Annotated in this window: 19 protein-coding genes; 5 read left to right on the top strand and 14 right to left on the bottom strand. The window is 72.0% G+C overall.

Features of this window, described 5'->3' with window-relative positions; translation table 11 throughout:
• Positions 1 to 31: 31 nt before the first annotated feature.
• Together O7604_RS26820 and O7604_RS26825 are read right to left on the bottom strand one after the other, a co-directional pair.
• Positions 32 to 685 carry a response regulator transcription factor gene (locus tag O7604_RS26820; protein ID WP_269706774.1) on the bottom strand — a complete coding sequence of 218 codons (654 nt, stop codon included), beginning with the start codon at positions 683 to 685 and terminating at the stop codon, positions 32 to 34.
• Complete coding sequence (locus O7604_RS26825) at positions 673 to 1,899, bottom strand: sensor domain-containing protein (RefSeq protein ID WP_348651014.1); 1,227 nt, start codon at positions 1,897 to 1,899, stop codon at positions 673 to 675. Before O7604_RS26825 ends, O7604_RS26820 begins: the two co-directional genes overlap by 13 nt.
• Before the next feature lie 167 nt (positions 1,900 to 2,066).
• Between O7604_RS26825 and O7604_RS26830 the strand changes: the two genes are divergently transcribed.
• The 3 genes from O7604_RS26830 to O7604_RS26840 all read left to right on the top strand — a co-directional run bounded on the left by O7604_RS26830 (position 2,067) and on the right by O7604_RS26840 (position 6,531).
• The gene (locus O7604_RS26830; RefSeq protein ID WP_269706776.1) at positions 2,067 to 2,279 is read left to right on the top strand and encodes a hypothetical protein; all 213 of its coding nucleotides are present in this window, start codon (positions 2,067 to 2,069) and stop codon (positions 2,277 to 2,279) included.
• Between the two features lie 114 nt (positions 2,280 to 2,393).
• Positions 2,394 to 3,554: a low temperature requirement protein A gene (locus O7604_RS26835; protein ID WP_281578173.1), complete on the top strand. Its 1,161-nt coding sequence runs from the start codon at positions 2,394 to 2,396 to the stop codon at positions 3,552 to 3,554.
• Positions 3,555 to 3,789: 235 nt separating this feature from the next.
• On the top strand, positions 3,790 to 6,531 hold the full coding sequence (locus O7604_RS26840; protein ID WP_281578174.1) for a beta-L-arabinofuranosidase domain-containing protein: 2,742 nt from the start codon (positions 3,790 to 3,792) through the stop codon (positions 6,529 to 6,531).
• A 61-nt stretch (positions 6,532 to 6,592) separates the two neighbouring features.
• Here O7604_RS26840 and O7604_RS26845 read toward each other — a convergent pair whose 3' ends face one another.
• The 10 genes from O7604_RS26845 to O7604_RS26890 all read right to left on the bottom strand — a co-directional run bounded on the left by O7604_RS26845 (position 6,593) and on the right by O7604_RS26890 (position 19,279).
• Positions 6,593 to 7,786, bottom strand: coding sequence for a hypothetical protein (locus O7604_RS26845; protein WP_281578175.1), 1,194 nt, complete (start codon positions 7,784 to 7,786; stop codon positions 6,593 to 6,595).
• Positions 7,773 to 8,306 (bottom strand): SigE family RNA polymerase sigma factor, encoded by a 534-nt coding sequence (locus O7604_RS26850; RefSeq protein WP_120570384.1) that lies wholly within the window; start codon positions 8,304 to 8,306, stop codon positions 7,773 to 7,775. Before O7604_RS26850 ends, O7604_RS26845 begins: the two co-directional genes overlap by 14 nt.
• A gap of 96 nt (positions 8,307 to 8,402) precedes the next feature.
• Complete coding sequence (locus tag O7604_RS26855) at positions 8,403 to 9,221, bottom strand: endonuclease/exonuclease/phosphatase family protein (RefSeq protein WP_269706780.1); 819 nt, start codon at positions 9,219 to 9,221, stop codon at positions 8,403 to 8,405.
• A 124-nt stretch (positions 9,222 to 9,345) separates the two neighbouring features.
• The gene (locus tag O7604_RS26860; protein ID WP_281578176.1) at positions 9,346 to 11,301 is read right to left on the bottom strand and encodes a TetM/TetW/TetO/TetS family tetracycline resistance ribosomal protection protein; all 1,956 of its coding nucleotides are present in this window, start codon (positions 11,299 to 11,301) and stop codon (positions 9,346 to 9,348) included.
• A 225-nt stretch (positions 11,302 to 11,526) separates the two neighbouring features.
• Complete coding sequence (locus tag O7604_RS26865; RefSeq protein ID WP_281580011.1) at positions 11,527 to 12,915, bottom strand: RICIN domain-containing protein; 1,389 nt, start codon at positions 12,913 to 12,915, stop codon at positions 11,527 to 11,529.
• A 113-nt stretch (positions 12,916 to 13,028) separates the two neighbouring features.
• The gene (locus O7604_RS26870; protein ID WP_281578177.1) at positions 13,029 to 14,684 is read right to left on the bottom strand and encodes an RICIN domain-containing protein; all 1,656 of its coding nucleotides are present in this window, start codon (positions 14,682 to 14,684) and stop codon (positions 13,029 to 13,031) included.
• 56 nt (positions 14,685 to 14,740) lie between these two features.
• The gene (locus tag O7604_RS26875) at positions 14,741 to 16,252 is read right to left on the bottom strand and encodes a family 43 glycosylhydrolase (protein ID WP_281578178.1); all 1,512 of its coding nucleotides are present in this window, start codon (positions 16,250 to 16,252) and stop codon (positions 14,741 to 14,743) included.
• Positions 16,253 to 16,309: 57 nt separating this feature from the next.
• Complete coding sequence (locus tag O7604_RS26880) at positions 16,310 to 17,764, bottom strand: family 43 glycosylhydrolase (RefSeq protein ID WP_281578179.1); 1,455 nt, start codon at positions 17,762 to 17,764, stop codon at positions 16,310 to 16,312.
• Positions 17,765 to 18,019: 255 nt separating this feature from the next.
• Positions 18,020 to 18,472: an OsmC family protein gene (locus O7604_RS26885; protein WP_281578180.1), complete on the bottom strand. Its 453-nt coding sequence runs from the start codon at positions 18,470 to 18,472 to the stop codon at positions 18,020 to 18,022.
• 9 nt (positions 18,473 to 18,481) lie between these two features.
• Positions 18,482 to 19,279, bottom strand: a complete 798-nt coding sequence (locus O7604_RS26890; protein WP_281578181.1) for a TIGR02452 family protein — start codon at positions 19,277 to 19,279, stop codon at positions 18,482 to 18,484.
• A gap of 276 nt (positions 19,280 to 19,555) precedes the next feature.
• On the opposite strand from O7604_RS26890, the gene O7604_RS26895 reads away from it, so the two are divergent.
• Positions 19,556 to 21,838 carry a NucA/NucB deoxyribonuclease domain-containing protein gene (locus O7604_RS26895; RefSeq protein WP_281578182.1) on the top strand — a complete coding sequence of 761 codons (2,283 nt, stop codon included), beginning with the start codon at positions 19,556 to 19,558 and terminating at the stop codon, positions 21,836 to 21,838.
• Positions 21,839 to 21,849: 11 nt separating this feature from the next.
• On the top strand, positions 21,850 to 22,560 hold the full coding sequence (locus O7604_RS26900) for a hypothetical protein (protein ID WP_269706788.1): 711 nt from the start codon (positions 21,850 to 21,852) through the stop codon (positions 22,558 to 22,560).
• 59 nt (positions 22,561 to 22,619) lie between these two features.
• Here O7604_RS26900 and O7604_RS26905 read toward each other — a convergent pair whose 3' ends face one another.
• The gene (locus O7604_RS26905) at positions 22,620 to 23,900 is read right to left on the bottom strand and encodes a HAMP domain-containing sensor histidine kinase (RefSeq protein ID WP_281578183.1); all 1,281 of its coding nucleotides are present in this window, start codon (positions 23,898 to 23,900) and stop codon (positions 22,620 to 22,622) included.
• Positions 23,900 to 24,571, bottom strand: a complete 672-nt coding sequence (locus tag O7604_RS26910) for a response regulator transcription factor (protein WP_269706790.1) — start codon at positions 24,569 to 24,571, stop codon at positions 23,900 to 23,902. The genes O7604_RS26905 and O7604_RS26910 overlap by 1 nt, the downstream gene beginning before the upstream one ends.
• Positions 24,572 to 24,607: the final 36 nt, after the last annotated feature.

A 24,607-nucleotide genomic window follows, 5' to 3' on the forward strand; every position in this document is an offset into this window, starting at 1 on the left:
CCCGCGAGGCGGCGCGCGGACGTGCGTACGCTTACCGCCGGCCGTCGAGATAGCGCAGCACGGCGGTGACCCGGCGGTCCGCGCGGTCGTCCGGCGGCAGGCTCAGCTTCGCGAAGATGCTGCGGATGTGCTTGTGCACCGCGCCCTCGGTGACGAACAGCCGTTCCGCGATGGCGCCGTTGCCGAGCCCCTCGGCCATCAGCGCCAGCACCTCGTGCTCACGAGGCGACAGCTCGGCCAGGGCGGTGTCCGGCCGCCGGTTGCGGGCGAGCAACTGCCCGACCACCTCCGGGTCGATCACGCTGCCGCCGTCCGCGACGCGGTGCAGCGCGGCGAGGAACTCCTCGACCCGGCCCACCCGCTCCTTGAGCAGGTAGCCGAGCCCGGAGGCGCCGACCGAGAACAGCTCGGTGGCGAACGCCTGCTCGACGTACGCGGACAGGACCAGCACCGCGAGGCCCGGCCGGCGGCGGCGGGCCTCGACCGCGGCGACGATGCCCTCGTCGGTGTGGGTGGGCGGCATCCGCACGTCGACGATCGCGACGTCCGGCCGGTGCTCGTCCACAGCGGTCAGGAACTCCCCCGGCGTGCCGGCGGTGGCCACCACGTCCAGGTCCTCGGCGCGCAGCAGCAGCGCCAGCCCTTCGCGCAGCAGCGCGTCGTCCTCGGCGATCACGATCCGCATGGCAGCTCCACGTGCATCCTCGTCGGTCCTCCCGGTGGACTCGTCAACGTCATCCGCCCGTCGTACGCCTCGACCCGGCGGCGGATGCCGGTCAGCCCCGAGCCGCGCGTCTCGTCGGCGTCCCCGCGACCGTCGTCGGTGACGGTGACGAGCAGCCGGTCCCCCTCCCGGCGCACGGCGACCTCGACGCCGTTCGCGCCGCTGTGCCGGACCACGTTCGTCAGCGCCTCGGCCACCACGAAGTACGCGGTGGCCTCGACCGCCGCCGCGCAGCGCACGTCGACGTCCACCGACAGGCGGCACGGCACCGCGCACTCGGCGGCGAGCCCGGCGAGCGCCCCGGCCAGGCCCCGGTCGCCGAGCACCGGCGGGAGGATGCCGCGCACCACCGTACGCAGCTCGCCGAGCGCCTGCTCGGCCGCGTCCTGTGCGCGTTCCAGGATCTCGTCGGCGCGGTCCGGATCGCGGCGTACCGCCCGCCGTGCGGCGCCGAGCAGCACGTTCACCGCGACCAGCCGGTTCTGGGTGCCGTCGTGCAGCGACCGTTCGATGCGGCGCAGCTCGACCGCGTGCGCGTCGAGCGCGGCGGCCCGGGTGGCGGTGAGTTCGGCGACCCGCAGCGACAGGTCGACGCCGGGCGGCGGGGGCAGCAGCCGTCTGCCCGGCCGGGCCTGGATCCGCGCCAGGGCCGGGCCGGTCGTGACCGCGAGGACGAGCCAGCCGACCCCGAGCGCGGCGACCGCCAGCGCGTCACCGAGCCCGTTGATGTGCCACCAACCGATGCCGGGCGCGCCGGCCTCCGGCGGCACCAGCCGGTACCAGAGCGGAAACGTGATGTCCTGCACGGCGTAGATCGGCAGCACAAGCGCGGTCAGCCCGACGCCGAAGCCGAGCGTGCCGTGGACGGCCACCCAGCGCAGCTCCCGCCGCAGGACCGGGTCGCGAAGCGCCGCGCGCACCCCGGCCGGCACCGGGCCGGGCGCCGGGATCGGCGGCCCCCACCGGGACAGCCGGGCGCGCTCGCGGTCGGCCACCGACCGCACCGCCTGGAGAATCCCGGGTACGAGCAGCAGCCCGACCCCGCCGACGCAGGCCGCCGCCACGACAACGGTGCCGAGCAGCACGCCGAGCGCCAGCACGGCGGTGCCCAGCCCGCCGACGAGGTGCTCCAGCGCGGTCACCGCGGCACGGAACCGCCCGCGTACGAACTCCATCCCGGCCCACCCCCGGCCGAAACGATAGGTCACCGCCGTCGCCGTGCGTCAGTGCCGGGGGCGGAAAGTACAGCCTGCTGTACCCCGGTTGTCGTGCTGGCGGGATCGTTCCCGGCCGGCCCCGCGCCTAACGTTCAGGTGCAAGGACATCACCCGAGGAGGCAGCCGTGAACGACCTGGACCGTAGTGCTGAGACCACCGCCGCGACGACGCCCGTCACCCGGATGCGCCCGCTGCTCTGGCTGGTGCTCGTCGTCGGCGTGGTGGCGAACGTGACGCTGTCGAACGTCCTGGGCAACCCGTGGGCCGGTTCGGCCTTCGGCGTGCTGGCGCTGGCGTCCGGCGTGGCCCTGGCCATGAACCACTACCGCAACCGCTGATCCGCGTCGGGGCGGGCCGGGACGACCGTCGGCCCGCCCTGCGGCGTTCGCCCGCGCGACCCGCCCGCGGCTGGTACGACTGGTGTCGTCGACGGCGCGTACGGAAGGGACCGGATGGCGAGTGAGCCGCGTGGGCACCTGCTGCGGCCCCGCGAGGCCTCCCGCCGGGCGTCGTTCCTGGAACTCTTCTTCGACCTGGCTTTCATCCTCGCGTTGAACCGGGTGTCCCTGGTGCTGGAGGAGGATCTGAGCCTCGGCGGGGCGTACCGGGCCGCGCTGCTGCTGGTGCCGATCTGGTGGGTGTGGTTCGTGACCGCCTGGTCGACGGACTGGTTCGACCCGCGTTCCCCGCCGATCGTCACGCTGCTGATCTGGGTCATGTTCGGCGGCCTGCTGATGGCGGCGGCGGCGCCCACCGCGTACACCGGGCACGCGCTCGTGTTCGCCGGCGCGTACGTGGCGATCCACCTGGGCCGGCCGCTGATCCTGCTGCCGGCGCTGCGCGGCCATCCGCTGCGGGTGCGGAGCCTGCGGGTGGCGATCTGGTTCGGTGTGTCAGGGGTGCTGTGGGTGACCGGCGCGCTCGCCGGGACGGCGCAGGTGGCGCTCTGGACCGCGGCGATCGTCCTGGATCTCGTCCTGGCGCGACTGCGCTGGCCGACACCGGGGCTGGGCCGGTCGAGCTGGCGCGACCTCCAGGTGGTCGGCGAGCACCTGGCCGAGCGCTACCAGCAGATCTACATCATCGCGCTGGGCGAGCTGATCCTGTCCGCCGGGATCGTGTTCAGCAACGCCGGTTTCGACGGTTACCGCACCGTGGCGTTCGCGCTGGCATTCGTGAACGCGGTCACCGTGGGGCGGCTCTACCTGGTGCCGGGCGGGATGCGGCTCGGCGAGGCGATCGAGGCGCGCGGGCCGTCCGGGAGCCGGCTCGGCCTGCTGGCCGGTTACCTGCACCTGGTGATGGTGGCCGGGGTGGTGGCCACGGCGGTCGGCGCGCAGGTGATGATCGGGGATCCGCTGTCCCGCGATCCGGCCGCACTCGTGGTGGCGCTCAGCGGCCCGGCGCTGTTCCTGATCGGCTGGATCGGGCTCGCAGCGGCCGTGCACCGCCGGGTGACCTGGTACCGGCCGGCCGGGCTGGCGGTGATCGTGGCGCTGGGCGTCCTGGCGTACGGGCTGCCGCTGCTGGCCGGCTCCGCGTTGCTGGCCGCGCTGCTGATCCTGATCGTGTACGCGGAGACCACGGCGGTGCGCCGGGAGGTTCGCAGCTGAACGCGTTAACGCCACCATTCGATTGACAGACGACTATGCAAACGCCAGGCTAGGGGAGATTGTTAGCGTTAACGCGGCCGTCATCTCCACCGCAGAGGAGGGCCACTCGTGCCCCTGACCCGACGCGCGTTCACCCTCGGCGCCCTGTCCACCGCCACGTTCCGCGCCGACGTCACGTTCCGGGTCACCGCGTAGCCGTCCCCCCACCACCACCGTCCCGCCACGGAGGCCGTCCATGCCCGCTCCCCTGGTGAACCGCCGATTCCTGCTCCGCGCCACCGGCGCCACCGCCGTCGCGGCCGCCGCCGGGTCCGTCACCGCAGGCGGTACGGCGCACGCCGCGCTGCCACCGGCCCGCCCCGACATCGGCGTGTCCGCGTACGCCTTCGACCCGGGTCAGGTCCGGCTGACCGCCGGGCGCTGGCAGGACAACCAGAACCGTACGGTCGCCTACCTGCGCTTCGTCGACGTGAACCGGCTGCTCTACAACTTCCGGGCCAACCACCGCCTGTCCACCGGCGGCGCCGCCGCCAACGGCGGCTGGGACGCGCCGAACTTCCCGTTCCGCACCCACATGCAGGGGCACTTCCTGACCGCCTGGGCGCAGGCGTGGGCGGTGCTCGACGACACCACCTGCCGGGACAAGGCGCTCACCATGGTCGCCGAGCTGGCCCGCTGCCAGGCCAACAACGGCGCGGCCGGGTTCAGCGCCGGCTACCTGTCCGGCTTCCCGGAGTCCGACTTCACCGCGCTGGAGGCACGGACCCTCAGCAACGGCAACGTCCCCTACTACTGCATCCACAAGACGCTGGCCGGGCTGCTGGACGTGTGGCGGCTGATCGGCAGCACCCAGGCCCGGGACGTGCTGCTGGCGCTGGCCGGCTGGGTCGACCAGCGCACCGGCCGGCTCACCTCGGCGCAGATGCAGGCCATGCTGGGCACCGAGTTCGGCGGCATGAACGCGGTGCTGACCGACCTCTACCAGCAGACCGGCGACGCGCGGTGGCTGACCGTCGCGCAGCGGTTCGACCACGCCGCCGTGTTCAACCCGCTCGCCGCGAACTCCGACCAGCTCAACGGCCTGCACGCCAACACCCAGGTGCCCAAGTGGATCGGCGCGGCCCGGGAGTACAAGGCGACAGGCGTCACCCGCTACCGCGACATCGCCGCGAACGCGTGGGCCATCACCGTCGGCGCCCACACGTACGCCATCGGCGGCAACAGCCAGGCCGAGCACTTCCGTGCCCCGAACGCGATCGCCGGCTACCTGCGCAACGACACCTGCGAGGCGTGCAACACGTACAACATGCTCAAGCTGACCCGGGAGCTGTGGCAGCTCGACCCGGACCGGGTCGCGTACGCCGACTTCTACGAACGCGCGCTGCTCAACCACATGATCGGCCAGCAGAACCCGGCCGACGCACACGGCCACGTCACCTACTTCACCCCGCTCAACCCGGGCGGGCGGCGCGGTGTCGGCCCGGCGTGGGGCGGCGGCACCTGGAGCACCGACTACAACTCCTTCTGGTGCTGCCAGGGCACCGGGCTGGAGACCAACACGACGCTCGCGGACGCGATCTACTTCCACAACGGCACCACGCTGACCGTCAACCTGTTCGTCCCGTCGGTGCTGACCTGGAGCCAGCGCGGCATCACCGTCACCCAGGCCACCTCGTACCCGGTCGGCGACACCACGACGCTGACCGTCACCGGCTCGGTGAGCGGGTCGTGGACGATGCGGATCCGGATCCCGGCGTGGACCAGCGGGGCGAGCGTCAGCGTCAACGGCGTCGCGGCGGGTATCGCCGCCACGCCGGGCACCTACGCCGTCCTGACCCGTGCCTGGACCTCCGGCGACACGGTGACGGTCCGGCTGCCGATGCGGGTGGCGACTGTCGCCGCCAACGACGACGCCGCGGTGCAGGCCGTCACGTACGGGCCGGTGGTGCTCTCCGGCAACTACGGCAACACCACGCTGAGCGCCCTGCCGACGCTGGACCCCGGCTCGGTGACCCGTACCGGCACCGGCAGTCTCGCGTTCACCGCCCGGGCGGACGGCGCCACCGTGAACCTCGGCCCGTTCTACGACGCCCACGGGCACAACTACACGGTCTACTGGCGGGTCGGCGCGGGCGGTGGCGGCGGGGAGGCGAGTTTCCGGCTCGCCAACGCGGCGAGCGGCCTGGTGCTCGGCATCCAGAACATGTCCACCGCCGACGGCGGGCTCGCGCTGCAGTGGGGCGACACCGGCACCGCCGACCACGACTGGCAGCTCGTCGTCGACGGGTCGGCGCTGCGGCTGCGCAACGTCAACAGCGGCAAGGTGCTGGGGGTGGAGAACATGTCCACCGCCGACGGCGCCCGGATCCTGCAGTGGGCGGACAACGGCACCGCCGACCACCTGTGGACGGTTGTCGACGTCGGCGACGGCAGCCACAAGCTGCGCAACGTGCACACCGGCAAGCTGCTCGGCATCTCCGGCGGTTCGACCGCCCAGGGCGCGTTCGCCGTGCAGGACCCGGACAACGGCAGCCTGGACAACCAGTGGCGGTTCCTGCCCAACGGAGCGCGGCGGATCCAGAACCTTGGCAGCGGTCTGGTGCTCGGCGTGCAGAACATGTCCACCGCCGACGGCGGGCTGGTCATCCAGTGGGGCGACACCGGCACCGCCGACCACCTCTGGACCGCCCTGGTGGACACCGGCGGCTACCTGCGGCTGCGCAACGGCAACAGCGGCAAGGTGCTGGGCGTCGAGGGCGGCTCGAGCGCGGCGGGCGCCCGGATCGTGCAGTGGGCCGACAACGGCACCGCCGACCACAGGTGGCGGCTGCGGCACGGCGGAGGCGGCTGGTTCCGGATCCAGTGCGCGAACGGGGGCCGGGTGCTCGGGCTCAGCGGCGGCTCCGGCGCCCAGGGTGCGCAGGCGGTCCTCGCCGACGACACCGGGGCCGCGCACCAGCGCTGGCGGTTCCTGTAGATCAGGCGGTGACGGTGGGAGCGGTCCGGCCGCTCCCGCCGTCACCGGCTCGTTCCGGCGGTCAGGGTGTCAGGGCGTCCCCGGCGGGCGTCCAGGTCGACTCGTCCCGCACGTCGTCGGCGACGGTGATCCCCTGGGCGATCTTCAGCAGCTCGGCCTGGGGCAGCCGGCCGCCGACGCCCTCGGAGCTGACCTGGACGACGACACTGCCGTCGACGCTCCAGATGTTGCAGAACCCGCCCCGGCGGGCCGCCCCCGGATAGCACTTCGTCGCACCGGGCTCCGGTGACTGGTTGGAGCTGGTGCTCGGCGTGACGAAGATGTGGAACCCGTCCCTGATCGCGCCCTCGACCGAGTCGAACGGCGCGGTCAGGCCCGAGGTCGGCAGGGGCGGCCTGGTGTACGTCGCGCCGCCGTAGTCACCGGCGCGGGCGGTGGCGATGCCGCTCAGGCCGGGCAGGGCGTGCGTGCCCACCTGGAGCGGCACGTAACCCCGCGGCAGGTAGCCCACCGTGAACGGCAGCGGAGCCGGCGTCGGCCCGGCCGGCTTCAGGCCCGTGACAAGGCCACTCAGGTCGCGGAAGCTCGGCGACGCTTCGTCGCCGGAGATCGCCGTGACGACTGCCCAGGCGTTTTTCGCGTATTGCCAGGCGAACAGCTTGTTGCCCCTTTCCGGCGGCTGGCTCGGGTCGAGGGCGTACGGCAGCGTCGCCTGCACCGCCCTGCGTCCGGCCACCATGACGTTCCGCCCGCCCTTGATCGCGGCCGGGGCGAAGGCGCCGGGCCGGTAGACGGTCAGGTAGGCCCAGAGGCTCGGCTTCGCCCCGGCGGCTGTCGTCTCCTGCTGCATCGACTCGGCCTCGTCCGCGGTGACGGGCCTGTCGTTCGAGGTGTGCCGGTCGGAGTAGACGGGGGCGATCTGGTACGCGGTCGACACGACGATCGGGTCCTGCACGTGCAGCGTGCCGGCGTCGTACCCGGTGAAGGTGAAGGTGAACGGCGAGGCGTCCGGCCAGGGGCTGACGCCCGGACGCGGCGCCTCGGACAGCGTCGAGGAGGTGCGCCTCGCGTCCAGGACCGGCACCGTGATCGCGGAGGCGACCGCCACCGCGACGAGGCCCGCCGCGCCGGCTGTCGCGAACCGGTTCCGGCGGCGCCGCTCGGCGCGCCGCCCGGCCGCGACGATGTCGTCGACGGTACGGCCCATCGGCGGCTCGTCGCCGGTCACGGCGTCCACCAGTTCACGCAACTGCATTCGTCCACTCCTCCATCGGCCTGCCGGTGAGATTGAGGTGTTCGCCGCCGAGTGACTCGCGCAGCTTCGCCAGCCCACGGGAGACCTGGCTCTTGGCCGTGCCGACCGTGCAGTCGAGCACGGCGGCCGTGTCCTCCAGGCTCAGGTCCAGGTAGTGCCGGAGCACCACGGCGGCCCGCTGCCCCGCCGGGACGGATTCGAGCGCCGCCCACAGGCGCATCCGCTCGTCCGTCACCGCCGCCGTGTCCCGTACCGCGGCGTCCGGCACGGCGTCGCCGGCCGACCGCTCGCGCCGCCAGGGCCGGCGGGTCTCGTCGATCGCAGCCCGGTAGACCATGGTCTTGACGTAGAGATCGGGCCGCTCCAGCTTCCGCCAGCGTGGATAGAGCTTGACCAGCGCGTTGGCCACGGCGTCCTCCGCGGCGTGCCAGTCGCCGCAGGTCATGTACGCCAGCTTGCGCAGGGACGCCATCTGTGACGTCACGAACTCGCGGAACGCTTGTTCGTCTTCGGCTTTCAATCGACTGCCTCCTCGTGACGGAGGTAGAACGGCTGCGCCCGCCCGCGAAGTTGCACGGACCGCGGACCAATTTCGCCGCGCGTCCGGAGACCTCGGTCAGTACCGTCCCGGTGGCGGCACCGGCCACGAACGGATCATGGTCGCCACCAGCGCCGGATGGTCTGTCGCCCCGCGCATGTCCACCGCGCGGCGGCAGCAGATCGTCACGCCGCTCGACGCCAGGATCTGCTGGCGGCCGCCGTCGTCGATCCGCCGGTAGCCCACCGGCACGCACGACCGCACGTCCGGCATGCCACCGGCCCGCAGGTTCAGGTCACCGCCGAGGACGGTCGGCGCGCCGACGGCGTCGCCCCGGACCCCCGGCACCACGGTGCCGAGCAACTGCCCGCACTGGGCCAGCGCCACCGGGCCGCTGGTGTTCGCCAGGTGCGTCGTGCACGCGTGCAGCCCGTCGGCCCGGACGCAGAGCCAGACCCGCTCCTCGGGGTCGTTCAGGTCCTGCGCCGGATAGGTCCCCCGGTGCACCGACGGCCGCGCGTCGCGGGCGTCGAGGCGGGCCAGCAACCCGATCCCGTACGGCTCGCCGTTGTTGCACCGGGTGGGGCCGCCGGAGGGGCGGTCACCGGCGGCCTGGAACGCGGACACCGTCGTGCCACCGGCACGGGCGGCCCGCAGCGTACGCTCCAGCGTCGGCACGTCGTCGCGGCAGATCTCGTTGAGCGTGACCACGTCGGGCAGTTCCGCGGCGATCACGTCGGCGGCCTGCGGGACGGCCCGGCCGGTGTAACAGCCGGCCCGGCCGCTGTTGCAGAGGTTCATCTGGAGCACCCGCAGCGTTCCCGGCCCGGTGCCGCCTGCCGTCGCCGACCCGGCGGGCAGCCCGGCCACGACGAGCAGGCACACCACTGCCAGCACCCGGCGGACTCGCGAGGTGCGGTGAGTGGCCGGCTGCGGGGACAGCGGGGCTCCAGCGGATGCGGGCGGCGGCGGGCGCGGTGATCCTATCGCCGGAGCGTGCCCGTCGCCGCCCGGCCGGCACCTACCTGGGTACGGCCCGGAACCACGCCTCCCGGTCGTCCGGATCCGGCCCGCGCCGGGGCAGCGTCGGCGGTTCCTCGCCGGTGACCGGCGCGTAGTGGTCGAAGGTGGTGGTCAGAACCGCCTCGCCACCGGTGAGGTCGGGCAGGGCGGCGACGACCTTCGGCACCCGGGCGGACGGCAGGGTGCCGCTCACCTCCAGGTAGCCGCCGACGACGGCGGTGTCGTGGACGACCGCGCCGAGCCGGCCGAGCAGCGCCAGCACCGTCTCGACCGCGTGCCGGGGCAGGTTGACGTCGAACCGCTCGATCGGCTGGCACACCCGGGTACCGGCCTGCCGCAGCGCGGCGGCGACCACGACCGGGGCGAGGTTGCGGAAGTCCGCCGCCACCGTCGAGATCGACTTGTCGAACTTCTGGTGCGGCCTGCTCTGCCGGGGCCAGTACCGGGAGGCCGTCATGGTGACGGTGCAGTCGGTGACCGGCCAGCCGTGTCGGCCCTGCCGCAGCGCGGCCCGTACGCCCTCCTCGGTGGCGGCGACGAAGGCCGGCGGCAGGCGTCCCGGCTCGATCCCGGGACTGAACTCGATGCCGTGCCCGGTCGGCGCGGCCTCGATGCGCAACCCCAGCCCGGCCAGGTACGGGTTGCCGCGCTCCCGGACCCGCTCCTGCGCGGTGCCGGTGCCGGCGACCCGTTCGATGCACGCGGTGAGCGTGCCGGAGAACCGCACCCGGACGCCGTACCGGTCCTCCATCAGGGCGGCCAGCACCTCCTTCTGGACCTCGCCGTGCAGGCGGATCACCGCCTCCGCCTGCTGCTCGTCGAGGCGCAGGTCCACGAGCGGGTCCTCGTCGGCCAGTTCGGCCAGCCCGGCGAACATCGCCAGGCGCTGCTCCGGTTCGACCGGTTCGACGACCGCCTGCCGGGTCGGCGGCGGGAACCGGTAGCCGTGCCGCCGGGGCGGGTCGCCGATGTGCTGGCCGATCCGGGCCGGTACCCCGCGTACCGCCGCGATCTGGCCGCCGGAGACCGACGGGCGCACCTGCACGCCGGTGGGCTCGATGACGGCGATCTCGGTCACCGGCTCGGGGCGGCCGCCGTCGAGCCGTACCCGGTCCCGTACCCGCAGGCGCCCGGACCACAACCGCAGCCAGACGCGCCGGCCGTGCCCGTCCCGGTCGACGGCGAAGACGGTGCCCGACGGCGGGCCGTCCGGCGCGTCGCCGTACGGCAGCAGGTCGGCCAGGACGTCGCACAACTGCCGTACCCCGGTGCCGGTGATCGCCGAACCACATACGGCCGGGATCAGGTCGGCGCCTCGCACCGCGCGCCGGATCGCCCGCCGGACGTCGCGGACCCGGACCGGCCGGTCGGTCAGCCAGCGCGCCGCCACCGCGTCGTCGACCTCCGCCACCTCCGCCACCACGGGCTCGGCGGTCAGGTCCACGGCCCGCGCCCGGGCCTCGCGTGTGCCCTGGCCGGAAACGGCGGTGAGCGGGACCGGCCGCGCCCCGAGCCGCTGCCGCACCTGGGCGGTCACCCGGTCGACGTCGGCGCCGCCACGGTCGACCTTGTTGAAGAAGAACACAGTCGGTACGCCGATGCGGCGCAGTGCCCGCCAGATGGCGACGGTCTGCGGCTGGACGCCTTCCACGCTGGACACCACGAGCACGGCGGCGTCAAGCACGGCGAGGGACCGCTCGACCTCCGCGATGAAGTCGGGGTGGCCGGGGGTGTCCAGCAGGTTGATGCTCAGGTCGCCGATGGTGATCGACGTGACGGCCGCCCGGATGGTGATGCCACGGCGGCGTTCCAGCTCCATCGAGTCGGTCCGGGTCGTGCCGGCGTCGACGCTGCCCGGCTCGGCTACCGCGCCCGCCTCGTAGAGCAGGCGTTCGGTCAGGCTGGTCTTTCCGGCGTCAACATGGGCGACGATTCCGAGGTTCAACAGGGCCAAGGCGGAGCTCCACGGTAGGACGGGCAAGGGTCCGAAGCGTGGAAGCTGCTCGCATTGTCTCTCCTGGTCCTCGTCGTGACGGCGGCGCTCGCCGCCGGTGTGCGGTTCCACCTTGCCCGTCCGCCGCGACCGCCACCACCGATTTCGCGGCCGGAGGCCCGTCCGGGCCGGCCCCGGGTTCGATTCCGGAGCCGGCCCGGCCGGTGACGCGGTGGGGTGCGGGGGTCAGACGCTGATCCGGCCCGCCCCGGCGCCCGCGGTCACGACTGCCTTCACGTTGCAGGCGGTCTCCAGCGTGTACGGGTACGGGATGCCGGCGACGCTGCCGCCGGTCTGCCCGGCCCCCGAGTTGACGAAGCAGTTGTTGCGGGCGACCAGGGAACCGGGACCGGACGAGCCCTCACCACGGTGGTAGGGGTCGGCCGTGTTCTCGAAGTAGTTGCCCTCGACGAGCACCCCGGCGTTCATCGTCGACGCCACGCCGTAGCCGCCGACGTTGCTGTAGAGGTTGTTGTAGACGTGGACGGGGTTGCCGAAGCGCACCCGTGGATGGCGCTGGTTGGAGCCGTCGAACCAGTTGTGGTGGTAGGTGACCCGCAGGCGCCCGGTGTCCTGGCTGCCGTTGTCGTCGCTGTGGCCCAGCAGCATCGACTTGTCGTGGCCGTAGACACGGTTCCAGGACACGGTGACGAAGTCGGAGCCGCGCTTGATGTCGACAGCGCCGTCGTACCCGTTGGTGAAGCTGTTGTGGTCGATCCAGATGTTGGTGGCCGACTGCTCGACGTTTATCGCGTCGTCGCTCCAGTTGCGGAAGTTCAGGTTGCGGACGATGACGTTGCGGTCGCCGTTGACGGTGAATCCGCAGCCGGAGATCGTGGCGCCGGCGTTGCCGAGGATCGTCTTGTTGGAGCGGACCCGCAGCATGCCGGAGCAGGAGATCGTGCCGGAGACCCGGATGACCGCGGCGCTGGACGACCCGAGCGCGCTGGACAGGGCGGACGCGCTGGTAACCGTGGTGACGGCGGCGTTGCCGCCGCCGGTGGTGCCACCGTTCTGGGTGGCCCAGCCGACCAGCCCGGTCTGCGGCGTCCCCGGACTGCCGCCTCCGATCGGGACGAGCTGCCACTGCTGGTTCCACCCGTTGAGGTCGGCGTACTGGGAGATCCGGCCGCCGTCGGCGGTGGACCACTCCCAGACCTCGAGCGCCTTGTTGGAATGCCTGTTGATCAGGCGGACGTGGCCGCCCTCGGAGTCGAGGACCTGGAACTGCTGGTTCGTCGCGTTGAGGTCGGGCCACTGCCGGAACTCCGCGCCGTCGGCGGTGTTCCATTCCCACAGGTCGACGACCTTGCCGCTGTTGCGGTTCTGCAGCCGGTAGTAGCCGCTGCCGGAGCTGACGAAGCGGAACTGCTGCCAGGCGCCGTCGTTGCGGGACCACTGCTGGATCACCGCGCCGTCGGCGGTCGAGGTGTCCCGGACGTCGAGGACCTTGCCGCTGTTGCGGTTGACCAGCACGTAGTACGCGTTGGTGTCGATGGTGGCGGCCTGCGCCGAGGGCGACGCGACGACCGCGCCGACGCCGCCGACGACGAGGGCGCCGGCGGCGGCGACCAGGGCCCGCCAGCGGTGCCGCCGGCGCCTTTCGGGGGTGGTGAGAGCCGTTGTCACGGGAACTCCTCCGGTGGACGGTGGTGGTGGGTGGGTGGTGCGGGGGGTGCCTGCGGCGCTCAACACCAGTTCAGCGTGGAGTTGATCCGGGTGACGTTGCTGATCGTGTTGTTCGCGCCGCCGCAGGGACTCTGGGTGATGTTCGTGTTGGTGACCGTCAGGTTCTGGAAGCGGATGCCGGAGGAGATCGGGAACTCGGTCCGGGAGGCGATGCGCACCTCGCCGCCGCCGGTCACCGTGCCGGACACCCCGGCGATCGTGACGTTGTAGCAGTTCTCCACGAGGATCGAGTTGTTGCCGGTGTTGGAGATCGTCACGCGGTCGATGACCGCGCCGCCGGACTCCGAGACGCAGAAGATCCCCCGGCCGCCACCGGACGCGATGACGGTGCCGACTCGGATGTTCGTCGGGTACGAGCTGCCGATCCGGCCGTTGCGGTTGGCCATTCGGAACGCCGCGTACCCGGTCCCGGTGCCGGCGCCCTGCGCGTCCACGGTGCCCACGGTGGCGTTGATCGTGTCGTTGAGCAGCAGACCGGAGTAGCCGGTGTTGCGAGCGGTGACGGTGCCGATGGTCAGGCCGTCCACGCCGTACGTCTCGACGCCGTGCGCGCCGGTCCCCGACACGTACACGGTGTCGATGCGCACGTTGCGCACCTTGACCGCCCGGTCGCCGCCGTGGTTGTCGATCCGGATCCCCAGACCGCCGGACAGCCGCATGTCGATCTGCCCGAGCGTCAGGTTGTTCACGTTGCGCATGAAGATCCCGTACAGCGGCGCACCGGTGAGGGTCAGGTTCTGCACCTCGACGTCGGTCGTGCCCCGCGAGTAGACGGGCGCGTAGTCGCCCGACCCCGAGCCGGTCACGTTGATCGTGCCGCAGACCGCGAGCGTCGTGTACGACGGCAGCGACAGCCGCGAGCCCGCGCTCATCGAGCCGGAGCCGCGCACCACCACCCGCTGCTTGGCGGTCCGCCCCGCCGACAGGGAGTTCACCGCTGCCTGCATCGCGGCGAGCATGTCCCCGCCCGAGTACACGGTCGACGATCCGTTGCGGGCCGTCCAGGTGCCGCCGTTCAGCACGGCCTCGGCCTGGTAGGAGCCGCTGCCGCATCCGGTGGACGGCGGCGGCGTGGTCGGCGTGCCGCCGGTGCCCACCCGGACCATCTGCCACTGCTGGTTAGTGCCGTTGAGATCGGTGTACTGGCTGATTCGGGCGCCGTCGGCGGTCGACCTCTCCCAGACCTCCAGGGCCTTCCCGGAGTGCCTGTTGATCAGCCGGATGTAGCCGCTGTCCGAGTCGAGGACCTGGAACTGCTGGTTGGTGCCGTTGAGGTCGGGCCACTGCCGGTACTCCGCGCCGTCCGCGACGTTCCACTCCCACAGGTCGACGACCTTGCCGCTGTGGCGGGCCCGCAGACGGTAGTAACCGCTGCCGGAGGAGACGAACTGGAACTGCTGCCACTCGCCGTCGTTGCGGGACCACTGCTGGATCGCCGCGCCGTCGGCGGTCGAGGTGTCCCGCACGTCGAGGACCTTGCCGCTGTTGCGGTTGACCAGCACGTACCAGGCGCTGGTGTCGATGGTGGCCGCCTGCGCCGGCGGCGCGGCCACGACGGCGACGCCGACCGCGGCGGCCAGCGCCGCCACCAGCGCCAGCGCCAGTCCGGCCCGCCGGCGGCGTGCGGGCGGCGACGTCACAACGGGGTTGAGCATCATTCGACCTCCGAGAAAGGGGTACGCCGGGTCCCGCGCAGCGGTTGTCGGGGCGCCTACTCCAGGTGGAAGGTGGCCGCGGCCCGGTCGGCACTCGTGCCCACCGTTTCGAGGTGGAGCAGTCCGTCCCGGTGGCGGACGTACCGGCCGCTGTAGTTCTGCGATTCGAGGGAGAGCCCCTCGGCGGCGGCCAGGCCCGCACGGCGCTGGAAGCTCGCGTCGTTGTCGAACAGGACCGAGCCGTCGTCGCGTTCGACGTAGAGGGCGAAGGCCCGGTGCCGCAGGTAGTAGCCGGGGAAGTTCGTCGACTCCAGGGACACCGATCCGCCGCCGGCGAGGCCGGGAACGATGCGGAACTGCGAGTCGGCGAGGTTGGTGACGTTCGGTTCGACCCGGGCCCGGTAGTCGTAGTGCCGGACGTAGCTCGTGCTCAGGTCGTGCGAGCGCAGCCGGACCGGGGTGACCCCGTCGGGTACGGGGATGCCGAAGTTCGGGGTGCCGTCGGCGTTCCAGTACAGCTTCTGGATCCGGGTGCGCCGGTTCGGGTCGTTGAGCGGGTCGCCGCTGATGTCCCGGTAGTTGCGGTCGTGGTAGACCAGGATGTCGCTCTGCCCGTCCTCGGAGACGGTGAAGGAGTTGTGCCCGGGGCCGTACTGGCCGGTGGCGGCGTTGCTGGTGAACACCGGTATCGGGCTCTTGCTCCAGGAGGCGGGGTCGAGGAGGTTCGCGCCGGCCGACGCGGTGAGCATGCCGAGGCAGTAGTTGGCGTCGGTGGCGCTCGCCGAGTAGGTGAGGAAGACCCGGCCGTTGCGCTGGATCACCGTCGGCCCCTCGGCCACCCGGTAACCCCGGGTCTCCCAGTCGTACGCCGGGACGACCAGCCGGGTCACCGTGCCGGTGATCTGCCACGGGTTGGCGCCCATGCGGGCGAGGTAGACGTTGGAGTTGGTGGAGATGCCGGGCTCCTGCTGTGCCCAGGTCAGGTATCGCACCCCGTTCACCACGAACGTCGAGGCGTCCAGGCTGAACGTGTCCCACGGCGTGGTGATCCGGCCGCGTTCGGTCCACGAGCCGGTCAGCGGGTCGGCGCTCGCGTTCTCCAGCACGTACATCCGGATCCGCCACACGTCGTCCGTGCGTCCGGCGGCGAAATAGACGTACCACCTGCCATTGATGAAGTGGATCTCCGGGGCCCAGATGTGGGCGCCCATCTCCCCGCTGGTGTGCCGGCGCCAGATCGTCGTCTCCGTGGCGGAGGCCAGCCCTTGGAGCGTGGTGGCCCGCCGCAGCACGATCCGGTCGTACTCCGGCACCGTCGCGGTCATGTAGTAGTAGCCGTCGGTGTGCCTGACGATGTGCGGGTCGGCGCGCTGGTTCACCAGCGGGTTGGTGTAGTTCACCGCCGGTGCTGCCTGCGCGGGTCCGGCCACCGGCAGGCCGGCGGTCACGGCGAGCGCCGCAAGGGCGCTGGCCAGCATCGGCCGCAGGCGTCGGCGGGCGGGGGCGTCGGCGGGCGCCGCGCCGGCCCGTCGGCGGTGGGCCGTGCGGAGCAGGTGTCGAATCGGCATGTGCCCTCCCAGGTGGGCCAGGTCGACGGTCGGCGGCGGGGTGGTCCGGGTGCCGGGTCAGTAGACGTAGGGCCAGGCGGCGGCGTCGTAGCCGATGCGGTTGACGCCGAGCAGCGACGCGCCGTTGTCGGCGTAGTAGTGGTAGAAGAGGACGTCGCCGTCGGTGTCGGCGAGGACCGTCTGGTGGCCGGGCCCGTGCACGCTGCCGTGCGAGGCGAGGATCTGGGTGCCGCCGCCGGCGAGCATGTCCCGGCCGGTGCGGTCCACGAACGGCCCGGTCGGGCTCGCCGAGCGACCGACCATGATCCGGTACGTGCTGGCGGCGCCCTGGCAGCATCTGTCGAACGAGACGTACAGGTAGTACCAGGCGCCGCGCTTGACCAGGACGGGCGCCTCGATGCCGGGGCCGTAGTTCGCGAGCGCGTACACGGCGGTGCCGAGCCGGCGTCCGGTGACCGGGTCGATCGGGATCATCTTGATGCCGGACCAGAACGAGCCGAAGGTGAGCCACCAGCGGCCCTGGTCGTCGACGGTGAGGTTCGGGTCGATGGCGTTGAAGTCGTCGGTGGTCCGCGACTCGACGACCAGCCCTTCGTGGGTCCAGCTGCCGGCGGCTCCGGTGGTGCTGGTGGCCAGGAAGATCGCCGAGCGGTTGGAGCCGAAGGTCGAGGCCGAGTAGTACAGGTGGTAGCGCCCGTTGCGGTACGACAGGTCGGGTGCCCAGAGGTTGCGCGCTCCCCCGGTGTACGTGGTGGTCCACGGCGCGCCACCGGGAAAGACGGTGCCCGCGTTGCGGAAGGCGATCCGGTCGGCGGAGGTCTTCAGCGCGATGTCGTCACCGGTGTGCGCGACGAGGTACGTGCCGTCGGGCCGTTTGACCACCGTCGGGTCGTGGACACCGATGTCGCCGGTGACCCGGCCGGGCTGCGGGTAGGCCGGCGCCGGGGTGGTCGGTGCCGGGCTGGTGGGCGTCCCGGCGCCCAGCCGGATCAGCTGCCACTGCTGGTTGGCGCCGTCCAGGTCCGAGTAACCGGCCAGCCGCCCACCGTCGGCTGTCGACCAGCCCCACACGTCGACGACCTTGTTCCACTGCCGGTTCACGAACCGCACGAACCCACCTGCGGAGTCCTGGAGCCGGAACTGCTGGGTGGCCGCCGACCGGTCGGTGGACTGCACCAGCTGGGTGCCGTCGGTGCCGCTCGGCAACTCCAGCACCTTCCCGCTGTGCCGCGACCGCACCTTGTAGAACCCGCCACCGGCGTCCACGAACTGCCACTGCTGCACCGCGAGGTCGTTGCGCGTCCACTGGTTCACCGGCGCGTTCTCCGCGGTCGACCAGTCGTACAGGTCCATCGCCTTGCCGCTGTGCCGGTTCACGACCACGTACGACGCGGTCGTGTCCACCGTCGCCGCCGACGCGGGCGGCACCCCGGCCAGCACTCCCGCGCCCAGCACCACTGTCGCCGAGAACACCGCCGCAACCGTCCGCGTCGTCTGAGCGGTCCCTGCCACCGAAACCTCCCGCGCTTGGTCGCCTCCGCTCCCGGGATCACGAGACGGGGCGAGCGATCATGGCAGCGGCGTTACGTCCGGGTTACCAGTCATGTTTTCGATAACATAGACGGCTGTCAAGGTGAGCGCGGGGGCGAAGCTCTCCGGATGGCCTTGTTGGGTCGAACGGCCGCGCATGCCGGAGCGCCGCGCTGGTGTGTGGTTAGCGTTAACAGACCCCGCCGATCGGGTCGGGCGGCGTCGGACTTTCCTCGGTCACCGCGACTCGGCCGGGCCCGGGTCGCTCGCGTCCACCATGGTGACGGGGGTGCCCAGCTCCACCGTGCGGGACACGGTGCAGAGCCGGTCGTGTGACTGCCGCAGCGATCGGGGCAGGACCTCGCGGGCCCGGTCACCGTCCGCACCTGCCGGAAACTCCACAGCGAAGGTGACGGTGAGGTTCTGCATCCGGTTGCCGGCTTCCGGGTCACGGATCTTGTCACCGCTCACCGTGACGGCGAACCGGGCCGGTTCGGCACGACGGCTGGTCACCAGGTCGACGTCGACTGCGGTGCAGCCGCCGAGCGCCGCCAGCAGCAACTCCACCGGCGTGAAGGTCGCGTCCTCCCCCGTACCCATCGACAGCTCGCCGCCCCGGGCGTTGCGCACGACGTACCTGCCCACGCTGGTGCGCTCGATCTCCACCGACCGGAGCGTGTCCTCACTCATGTGACGAACCTACCGAAAACGCTCCGCGAAGGTGCGGTACACCGGTGCCCCCGGCAGCCCGTCGCGAACGGCGAACACCACGAGGTCGAACCGGTCGACCACCCGGAGCGCGTCGGCGAACGCTCCGGCCACCACTGCCGGGTCGTTGCGGAACACCCCGCACCCCCACGCGCCCAGCACCAGTGTCCGATGCCCGTGCGCGGCCGCCACCTCCAGCACCCGCCGGGCCCGCCGGCCCAGCACCGCCGGCACGTCCGCGGCGTGCTCCGGCTGGTTGCGCACTATCGCGTTCAGGTTCGGCGCCGCCGCGGTCAGGAAGGACGTCGTGTACGGCCGGTCGAGCAGGTTGCCCTTGTCGTCGCGGAACACCGGCACGCCCGGGGACCAGACGACCCGGTCGCTGTAGCGCAGGTCCCGCTGCCCTCTGTGGAAGGCGTAGAAATCCGGGGCGGCGAGCAGACACGGGTACAGCGCCGACGAGCGGGCGATGCTCTCCTCCTGCGCCGTGGCGCCGCCCAGGAACCCGCCACCCGGGTTCTTCGCCGACGCAAACACCAGACACGCCGCGCCGGGTCCGAGCCGGCGGGCGGCCTGCAACGTCGACTCGTACGTCACCTCCACGGCACCGGCGCCCGGCCGCGCGCCGTCGAGCTGGAGGACGTCGTCGGGCAGGTGCTCGCGGGTGCCGGCGACCGCGGCGCGTACCGCCGCTCCGATCTCGACGTCGTCACCGGCATCGTTGCGATAACGTCCGGCTTCCGCGATCGCGACCGTCTGCCGGGCGATCTCGCGGAGACGGCTGCTCATCCGGCACGCCCGTCGATGTCGTGCATGAGCGGCAATCTAGGCAGCCCTCACCGGACGGGCAACCGATTAGCGACCCCCGCTCCGGCCACGTCACCTGGTGCGACCGGGCGACGAGGGGGCACCACGATGGACCGTGCCTTGCTAATGTCCGCCCAACCATTGATTGGCGTCATTCACACGGGGGTAGGCATGGCCAACCATGGGCACGACAGGCATTTCAGCAGATTCATACGAGCTACGGCACTCGCCGTCTCGCTCATCCTCCCCGTCGGCCTGGTGAGCCAGCCGGCTGCCGAGGCGACTCCGGCCGAGCAACTTCCCGCGTGCGCGGACCCGTCGGTGCCGGAGGACGTCAACCACGCCTCCATCCGGCTCGAAGGGCCGACGACCGGGACCGAGGTCGCGGTCGACGAGCACGGGAAGATCGCTCTCAACGGCTTCCTGCACAAGAACGCCACCATGGTCGACGTCTCGATCGGCCGGCTGACCACCACCGACATCACCCTCGGGCCGCCGCCGGCCGGGGTGTCGAACTGGTCGGCGTCGTGGACCGCCAGTCTTCGCCCGGCGGAACTGGGCGAGAACGAGGTGTGCGCCCGTGCCGAGCGCGAACCCGGACGCTACGCCCGGATCCTGCGGTCCGTCACCGTGGTGGACCTGCTCCCGCCGAGCGCCGTCCCGGGCCTGACCGTCGGCGCGATCACGGCGACCTCGGCCAAGGCGACCTGGGGCGAGGCCACTGACAACTACGGCCTTGCCGGGTACGAGGTCACCGTCGACGGCGGGACCCCGCACCGGACCACCATCGGCACCCGGTCGTACTCCATCACCGGGCTGTCGCCGTCCACCGACCACACGGTGTCCGTGGTCGCCGTCGACCTGGCCGGCAACAAGTCCCCGACCCGCGCCACGGCGTCCTTCACGACGGCCGCCGCACCGCCACCACCGGATCCCGATGCCGACCTGGTCCTCGACCCGGAGCAGGGTGCCGCCACAGCAACCTGGCAGCCCGACCCCGCCACCGAGAGCAGCTACCGCGCCTACCTCGACGGCCAGTTGTACGACGAGTTCTCGCTGACCCACTTCTGCCAGGACGCCGACGGCAATCCGGCGAACCCGTGCACGGCGGAGAACAGCATCGTCCTTCCGATCGGCCCCCTGGAGGAGTACACGCCGTACACGTTCCGGGTCGAGGCGCTACGCGCCGACCGCACGGTGGCCCGTGAGCTCTCCGCCGACTTCACCACCATGATCAATACGGACGAGGTGTCTCCCGCCGCCACCCAGCAGGCGGCAAGCGAAGGCTCTCAGTGCGCCGGGAGCGGCGGAGACTTCTACCTCGCTGCGGACTCGCGTACCAGTGTCACGGTGCCGGCCGGCAGCACGGAGCTGTTCCCGGGCTGCTACACCGTCTCGAACGACAGCTGCCTGGACGCCTTCCTACCGCCGTCCGGGGAGAAGCTCGTCAAGTGCGCGGACAGCCTCACCCAGCTTCTCTTCTCGGCGGCGCCGCCCGGCCGTGGTCCGGTGATCTCCTCGGTGGCCCCGGCCCCCGGTCGCGTCTCGACGCTGTTCGACCCGGGCAACGCGACGATGCCGATCACCTGGTGCGCCCAGAACACCACCACGTGCACGCTCGTGCTGGCCCCTGCGGCGCAGGCCGTCCGGCTCGTCGCGGTCGCGCCCGCTGCCGCCGTCGGCACCTCCTGGGTCGTCGTCGCTCTCTCGGGCATCGGCGTCGGACTCGCGCTCTGGGCGCTGCTCGAGATCCTCTTCCCCGGTCAGATCGGCATCCACGGCATCCTCGAGTACCCGATCCGGCACGACACCGACTTCGACACGTTCGAGAACTGGGGCGCGGACGAGGGCGAGTGGTACAACAGCTTGAAGATCTACGCGGAGGTGATCAAGACGACGAAGCTGGTGGCCGACCGGGACGGCATTCCCTTCGCCTGGACCAACGCCGAGGACGGCCGGCTCAAGCGGATCATCGATGCGGCGTGCACCGCCCAGCGTGGCACCCAGGGTACGGCCGGCTGCGACAACGGCTTCGCCGTCTACGTCCCCGGTGGCGTGTCCTACGACCTCCGGCCCATGAAGGAGACCGGGACCCACATCGTGACGGCGATGGGTGACGGTGGATATCCGCAGCCACCGACGCGGGCCCAGTGGTTCTACCCGGCTCGCAGCCAGGGCGGTCGGGCCGCCATCGACGCCGGCTATCCACGCCGGTGGTTCAACACCCATTTCACGCCGAACGAGTGCACCGGGCGCGCGCCGGGAACCGTGTGCGACGAGTTCCCGTTCTGGGTGACCAACCAGGCGGTGAACCTGTCGGGCGAGCGCGCTTCCCTGAAGCCGGTTCCACCGTCGGAGTCGAGCCCGCAGGGCACCGAGATGTCGGCGTTCTTCCGCAAGTGCGAGGTCGCCGACGGAGAGCGGTTCATCGTGCTGCCGGTGAAGCCGTGGGTCGCGGCGAACGGGCCGAGCTTCGGGTTCCGGGTCAGTGAGGGCGGGGCCAGCATGTGCATGAGCCCCAAGCCGGCGGCGGCTCCCTGATGCTCGACGACATGCGCGTACTGCGTGACGCCGTCGCGGAGTACCGTGCGGCGGCGACCGCGGCCGGCCTCGACTGGCCCGAGCACGCCGAGGCGCCCGCCGGGCAGCCGCCCGGCTCGGTCTACCGCATCTTCGGCGTGGACCACGTCGCGGAGCAGCTGACCTGGTTCCAGTCACAGAACTGGCCGCCCCGGCGGCTGCTCCCCAACGGCGGTTGGATCATGCCGTGGCCGGCCGACGGGGGCGAGGAACTCGACAGCCTGGCCATCTCGATCGGCACGCCGTTCCCGTGGCGGCACCAGGTGCGGTTGTTCAACTTCGAGGATCTGGTCTACACGTTCGTGCTCGCCGGCGACCACGAGGGCGAGATCTGGCGTTACGAGTTCACCCCCGACGTCTGGGGTTCGGCTCGTGCCGCCACCAGTCTCGCCGCGCTCTTCACCGGCTGGACGAAGGGCATCGCCGCCGGCGCGGTCGTCCACGACGACCTCAACGGCTGGCTTCTGCTGCGGGACGACGGGCCGGACGAGGTCGGCATGCTCCGGGAACGGGTTCCCGACGTCGATTTCCTGACCTTTCCGGTGTACGTGGCGGACGAGTCACTGCTGCGCGCGCGACAGCGCGAATGCGGGGTCGACATGGACTGCATCGAGCGGGGATTCGACTGCTACGAGGAACTGTCCGACACGGTGCGGGCCACCCGGAGGTCGCTCGGCATCTGACCCTGCGCCGCCGGCCCAGGCATCGCCCGGGCCGGCGGCGATCTCGTCCCGTCCGGCGCTCACGTACCGGCACCGAGCTGCCACACCCGGAGGTTCCTGATCCGCGCGGCCCTGCCCGGGACGCTCGGCGATCGCCCCATCGGGAGACGTACGGTGAAGCGGGCTCCCCGCCCCGGGCTGCCCTCGGCCTCGATCGTGCCGTGGTGGCTCGTGACGACCTCCTGGAGCAGGGCCAGTCCCAGGCCGAAGCGTCGGTCCCCGGCGCCCGCACCCCTGTGGAACCGGTCGAAGATCCGCCGGGCGTCCGCCTGGTCGAAACCCTTCCCAGTGTCGGCGATCACGAACTCGGCGACGTCGCCGTCGGCCCGGAGCGTCACGTCGATCCGGCCTCCGGCGGGGGTGTGGGCAAGCGCGTTCGCGAGCAGTTCGCCGACGACCCGGCGCAGGGCCGACTCGACACCCGGCACCGGCAGCGGGTCGCCGGGTGTGTCCAGGGTGAGGGTGACCTGCCGTTCGGCGGCGCGGTCGCTCTCGGCGGCGACCGTCGTCCCGATCAGCGTGGTGAGGTCGACGGGCGGGTCCGGTTCCCGGTCGGCGGGAGCGGCGGCGAGCCGGGCCGAGAGCAGCAGGTCGTCGACGATCTCGCCGAGCCGGCGGGTGGTGCCGATCAGCCGTTCCAGGTCGTCGAGGTTCGTGGAGGCGCCGTCGTGGCGCGCGCGCCGCGCGATCAGTTGGGCCCGGGTGTGCACCTGAGCGATCGGCGTGCGCAGTTCGTGGCTGGCGTCCGCGACGAAGCGGCGCTGCCGGGTCAGCGCCTCCGCGAGTGGTGCGACGGCCCGGCGGCCGACGAGCACGCCGGTCAGTACGGCGGCGAGCAGCCCGGCAGCCGCCGCGAGGCTGAACGCGAGCAGGAGGTGCCGGCGGTCGGACATCTGGAACCGGGCGTCGAACACCGCCTGGACCACGTGGTCGCCGCGCGCCTCGGTGCGTACGTGGTAGGTCGTGCCGTTGCGGGCGACGGTGGTGACCTCGGTGGCCCGGGTGGTGGCCACGGCGTCCAGTGTGTCGCGCATCGGGAAGCCCGGTGGCGGCGGGTTCGCGCCGGTACGCACTGTGGTCCCGTCGTACTGGAAGATCCAGCTGCAGGCGGGCGGGCCGGCGATCGTCCCGTGTTCGGTGCCCCACGCCAGCTCCCGATGGATCTGCGCCTCCTGGCCGCGGACCAGGACCGCGTACGAGATGCCGCCGGCCAGCAGCAGCAGGCCACCGATGGTCAGGCCGACGAGAAGGCCGATCCGTAGCCGGGCCCGTCTGACGATCGCCTGCTCGGCCGCCTCCATCAGAGGGTTCCGAGCCGGTAGCCGAGCCCGTGCACGGTGCGTACCACCGCGCGGCCGAGCTTGCGCCGGAGGTAGTAGACGTAGGTGTCCACTATCGACGCGGCGGCGGCCTCCTCGAAGACCTTGCGGCGCAGCACCGCGCGCGGATGCACGGTGCTGGGCCGCGCCGCCAGCACCCGGAGCAGCTCGAACTCGCGGGTCGACAGCGCCACCCGGGTGCCGTCGGCCAGCACCGCCTCGCGTGGCGCGAGGTCGAGCAGTCCGGCCCCGATGCGCAGCACGTCCGTCGGCTCGGGCCGGCGCCGGCACAGCGCCCGGACCCGGGCGCTCAACTCGTCGAGGTCGAAGGGCTTGACCAGGTAGTCGTCGGCGCCCGCGTCCAGCCCGGCGATCCGGTCGTCGACGGTGCCGAGCGCGGTCAGCATCAGGGTCCGGGACGGGACCGCCCGGGCCCGCAGCCGGGCGACCAGGTCGAGGCCGTCGAGCGCCGGCAGCATCCGGTCGATGACCATCACGTCGTACGAGCGGGTCAGGCCGAGATGCAGCCCGCGCTGGCCGTCGAAGGCCTGGTCGACCAGGTAACCTTCATGGCCGAGCGTCTCGGTGAGCATCTCGGTCAGATCCGCGTCGTCCTCGACCAGCAGCAGCCGGTTCGATCTTCCGCCCCGCATATGTTAACGGTCCCATAGATGTGGATCGATGAGACC

Origin of the sequence: Micromonospora sp. WMMA1947, from assembly GCF_027497355.1 — a bacterium.
Taxonomy (GTDB): Bacteria; Actinomycetota; Actinomycetes; order Mycobacteriales; family Micromonosporaceae; genus Micromonospora.

Excerpts from the sequence above, each read along its gene's own strand:
- O7604_RS26825 (WP_348651014.1), bottom strand. The coding sequence starts at position 1,899 with ATGGAGTTCGTACGCGGGCGGTTCCGTGCCGCGGTGACCGCGCTGGAG.
- O7604_RS26820 (WP_269706774.1), bottom strand. The coding sequence starts at position 685 with ATGCGGATCGTGATCGCCGAGGACGACGCGCTGCTGCGCGAAGGGCTG.
- O7604_RS26870 (WP_281578177.1), bottom strand. The coding sequence starts at position 14,684 with ATGCTCAACCCCGTTGTGACGTCGCCGCCCGCACGCCGCCGGCGGGCC.
- O7604_RS26890 (WP_281578181.1), bottom strand. The coding sequence starts at position 19,279 with ATGAGCAGCCGTCTCCGCGAGATCGCCCGGCAGACGGTCGCGATCGCG.
- O7604_RS26845 (WP_281578175.1), bottom strand. The coding sequence starts at position 7,786 with ATGCAGTTGCGTGAACTGGTGGACGCCGTGACCGGCGACGAGCCGCCG.
- O7604_RS26905 (WP_281578183.1), bottom strand. The coding sequence starts at position 23,900 with ATGGAGGCGGCCGAGCAGGCGATCGTCAGACGGGCCCGGCTACGGATC.
- O7604_RS26835 (WP_281578173.1), top strand. The coding sequence starts at position 2,394 with ATGGCGAGTGAGCCGCGTGGGCACCTGCTGCGGCCCCGCGAGGCCTCC.
- O7604_RS26840 (WP_281578174.1), top strand. The coding sequence starts at position 3,790 with ATGCCCGCTCCCCTGGTGAACCGCCGATTCCTGCTCCGCGCCACCGGC.
- O7604_RS26910 (WP_269706790.1), bottom strand. The coding sequence starts at position 24,571 with ATGCGGGGCGGAAGATCGAACCGGCTGCTGCTGGTCGAGGACGACGCG.
- O7604_RS26900 (WP_269706788.1), top strand. The coding sequence starts at position 21,850 with ATGCGCGTACTGCGTGACGCCGTCGCGGAGTACCGTGCGGCGGCGACC.
- O7604_RS26875 (WP_281578178.1), bottom strand. The coding sequence starts at position 16,252 with ATGCCGATTCGACACCTGCTCCGCACGGCCCACCGCCGACGGGCCGGC.
- O7604_RS26885 (WP_281578180.1), bottom strand. The coding sequence starts at position 18,472 with ATGAGTGAGGACACGCTCCGGTCGGTGGAGATCGAGCGCACCAGCGTG.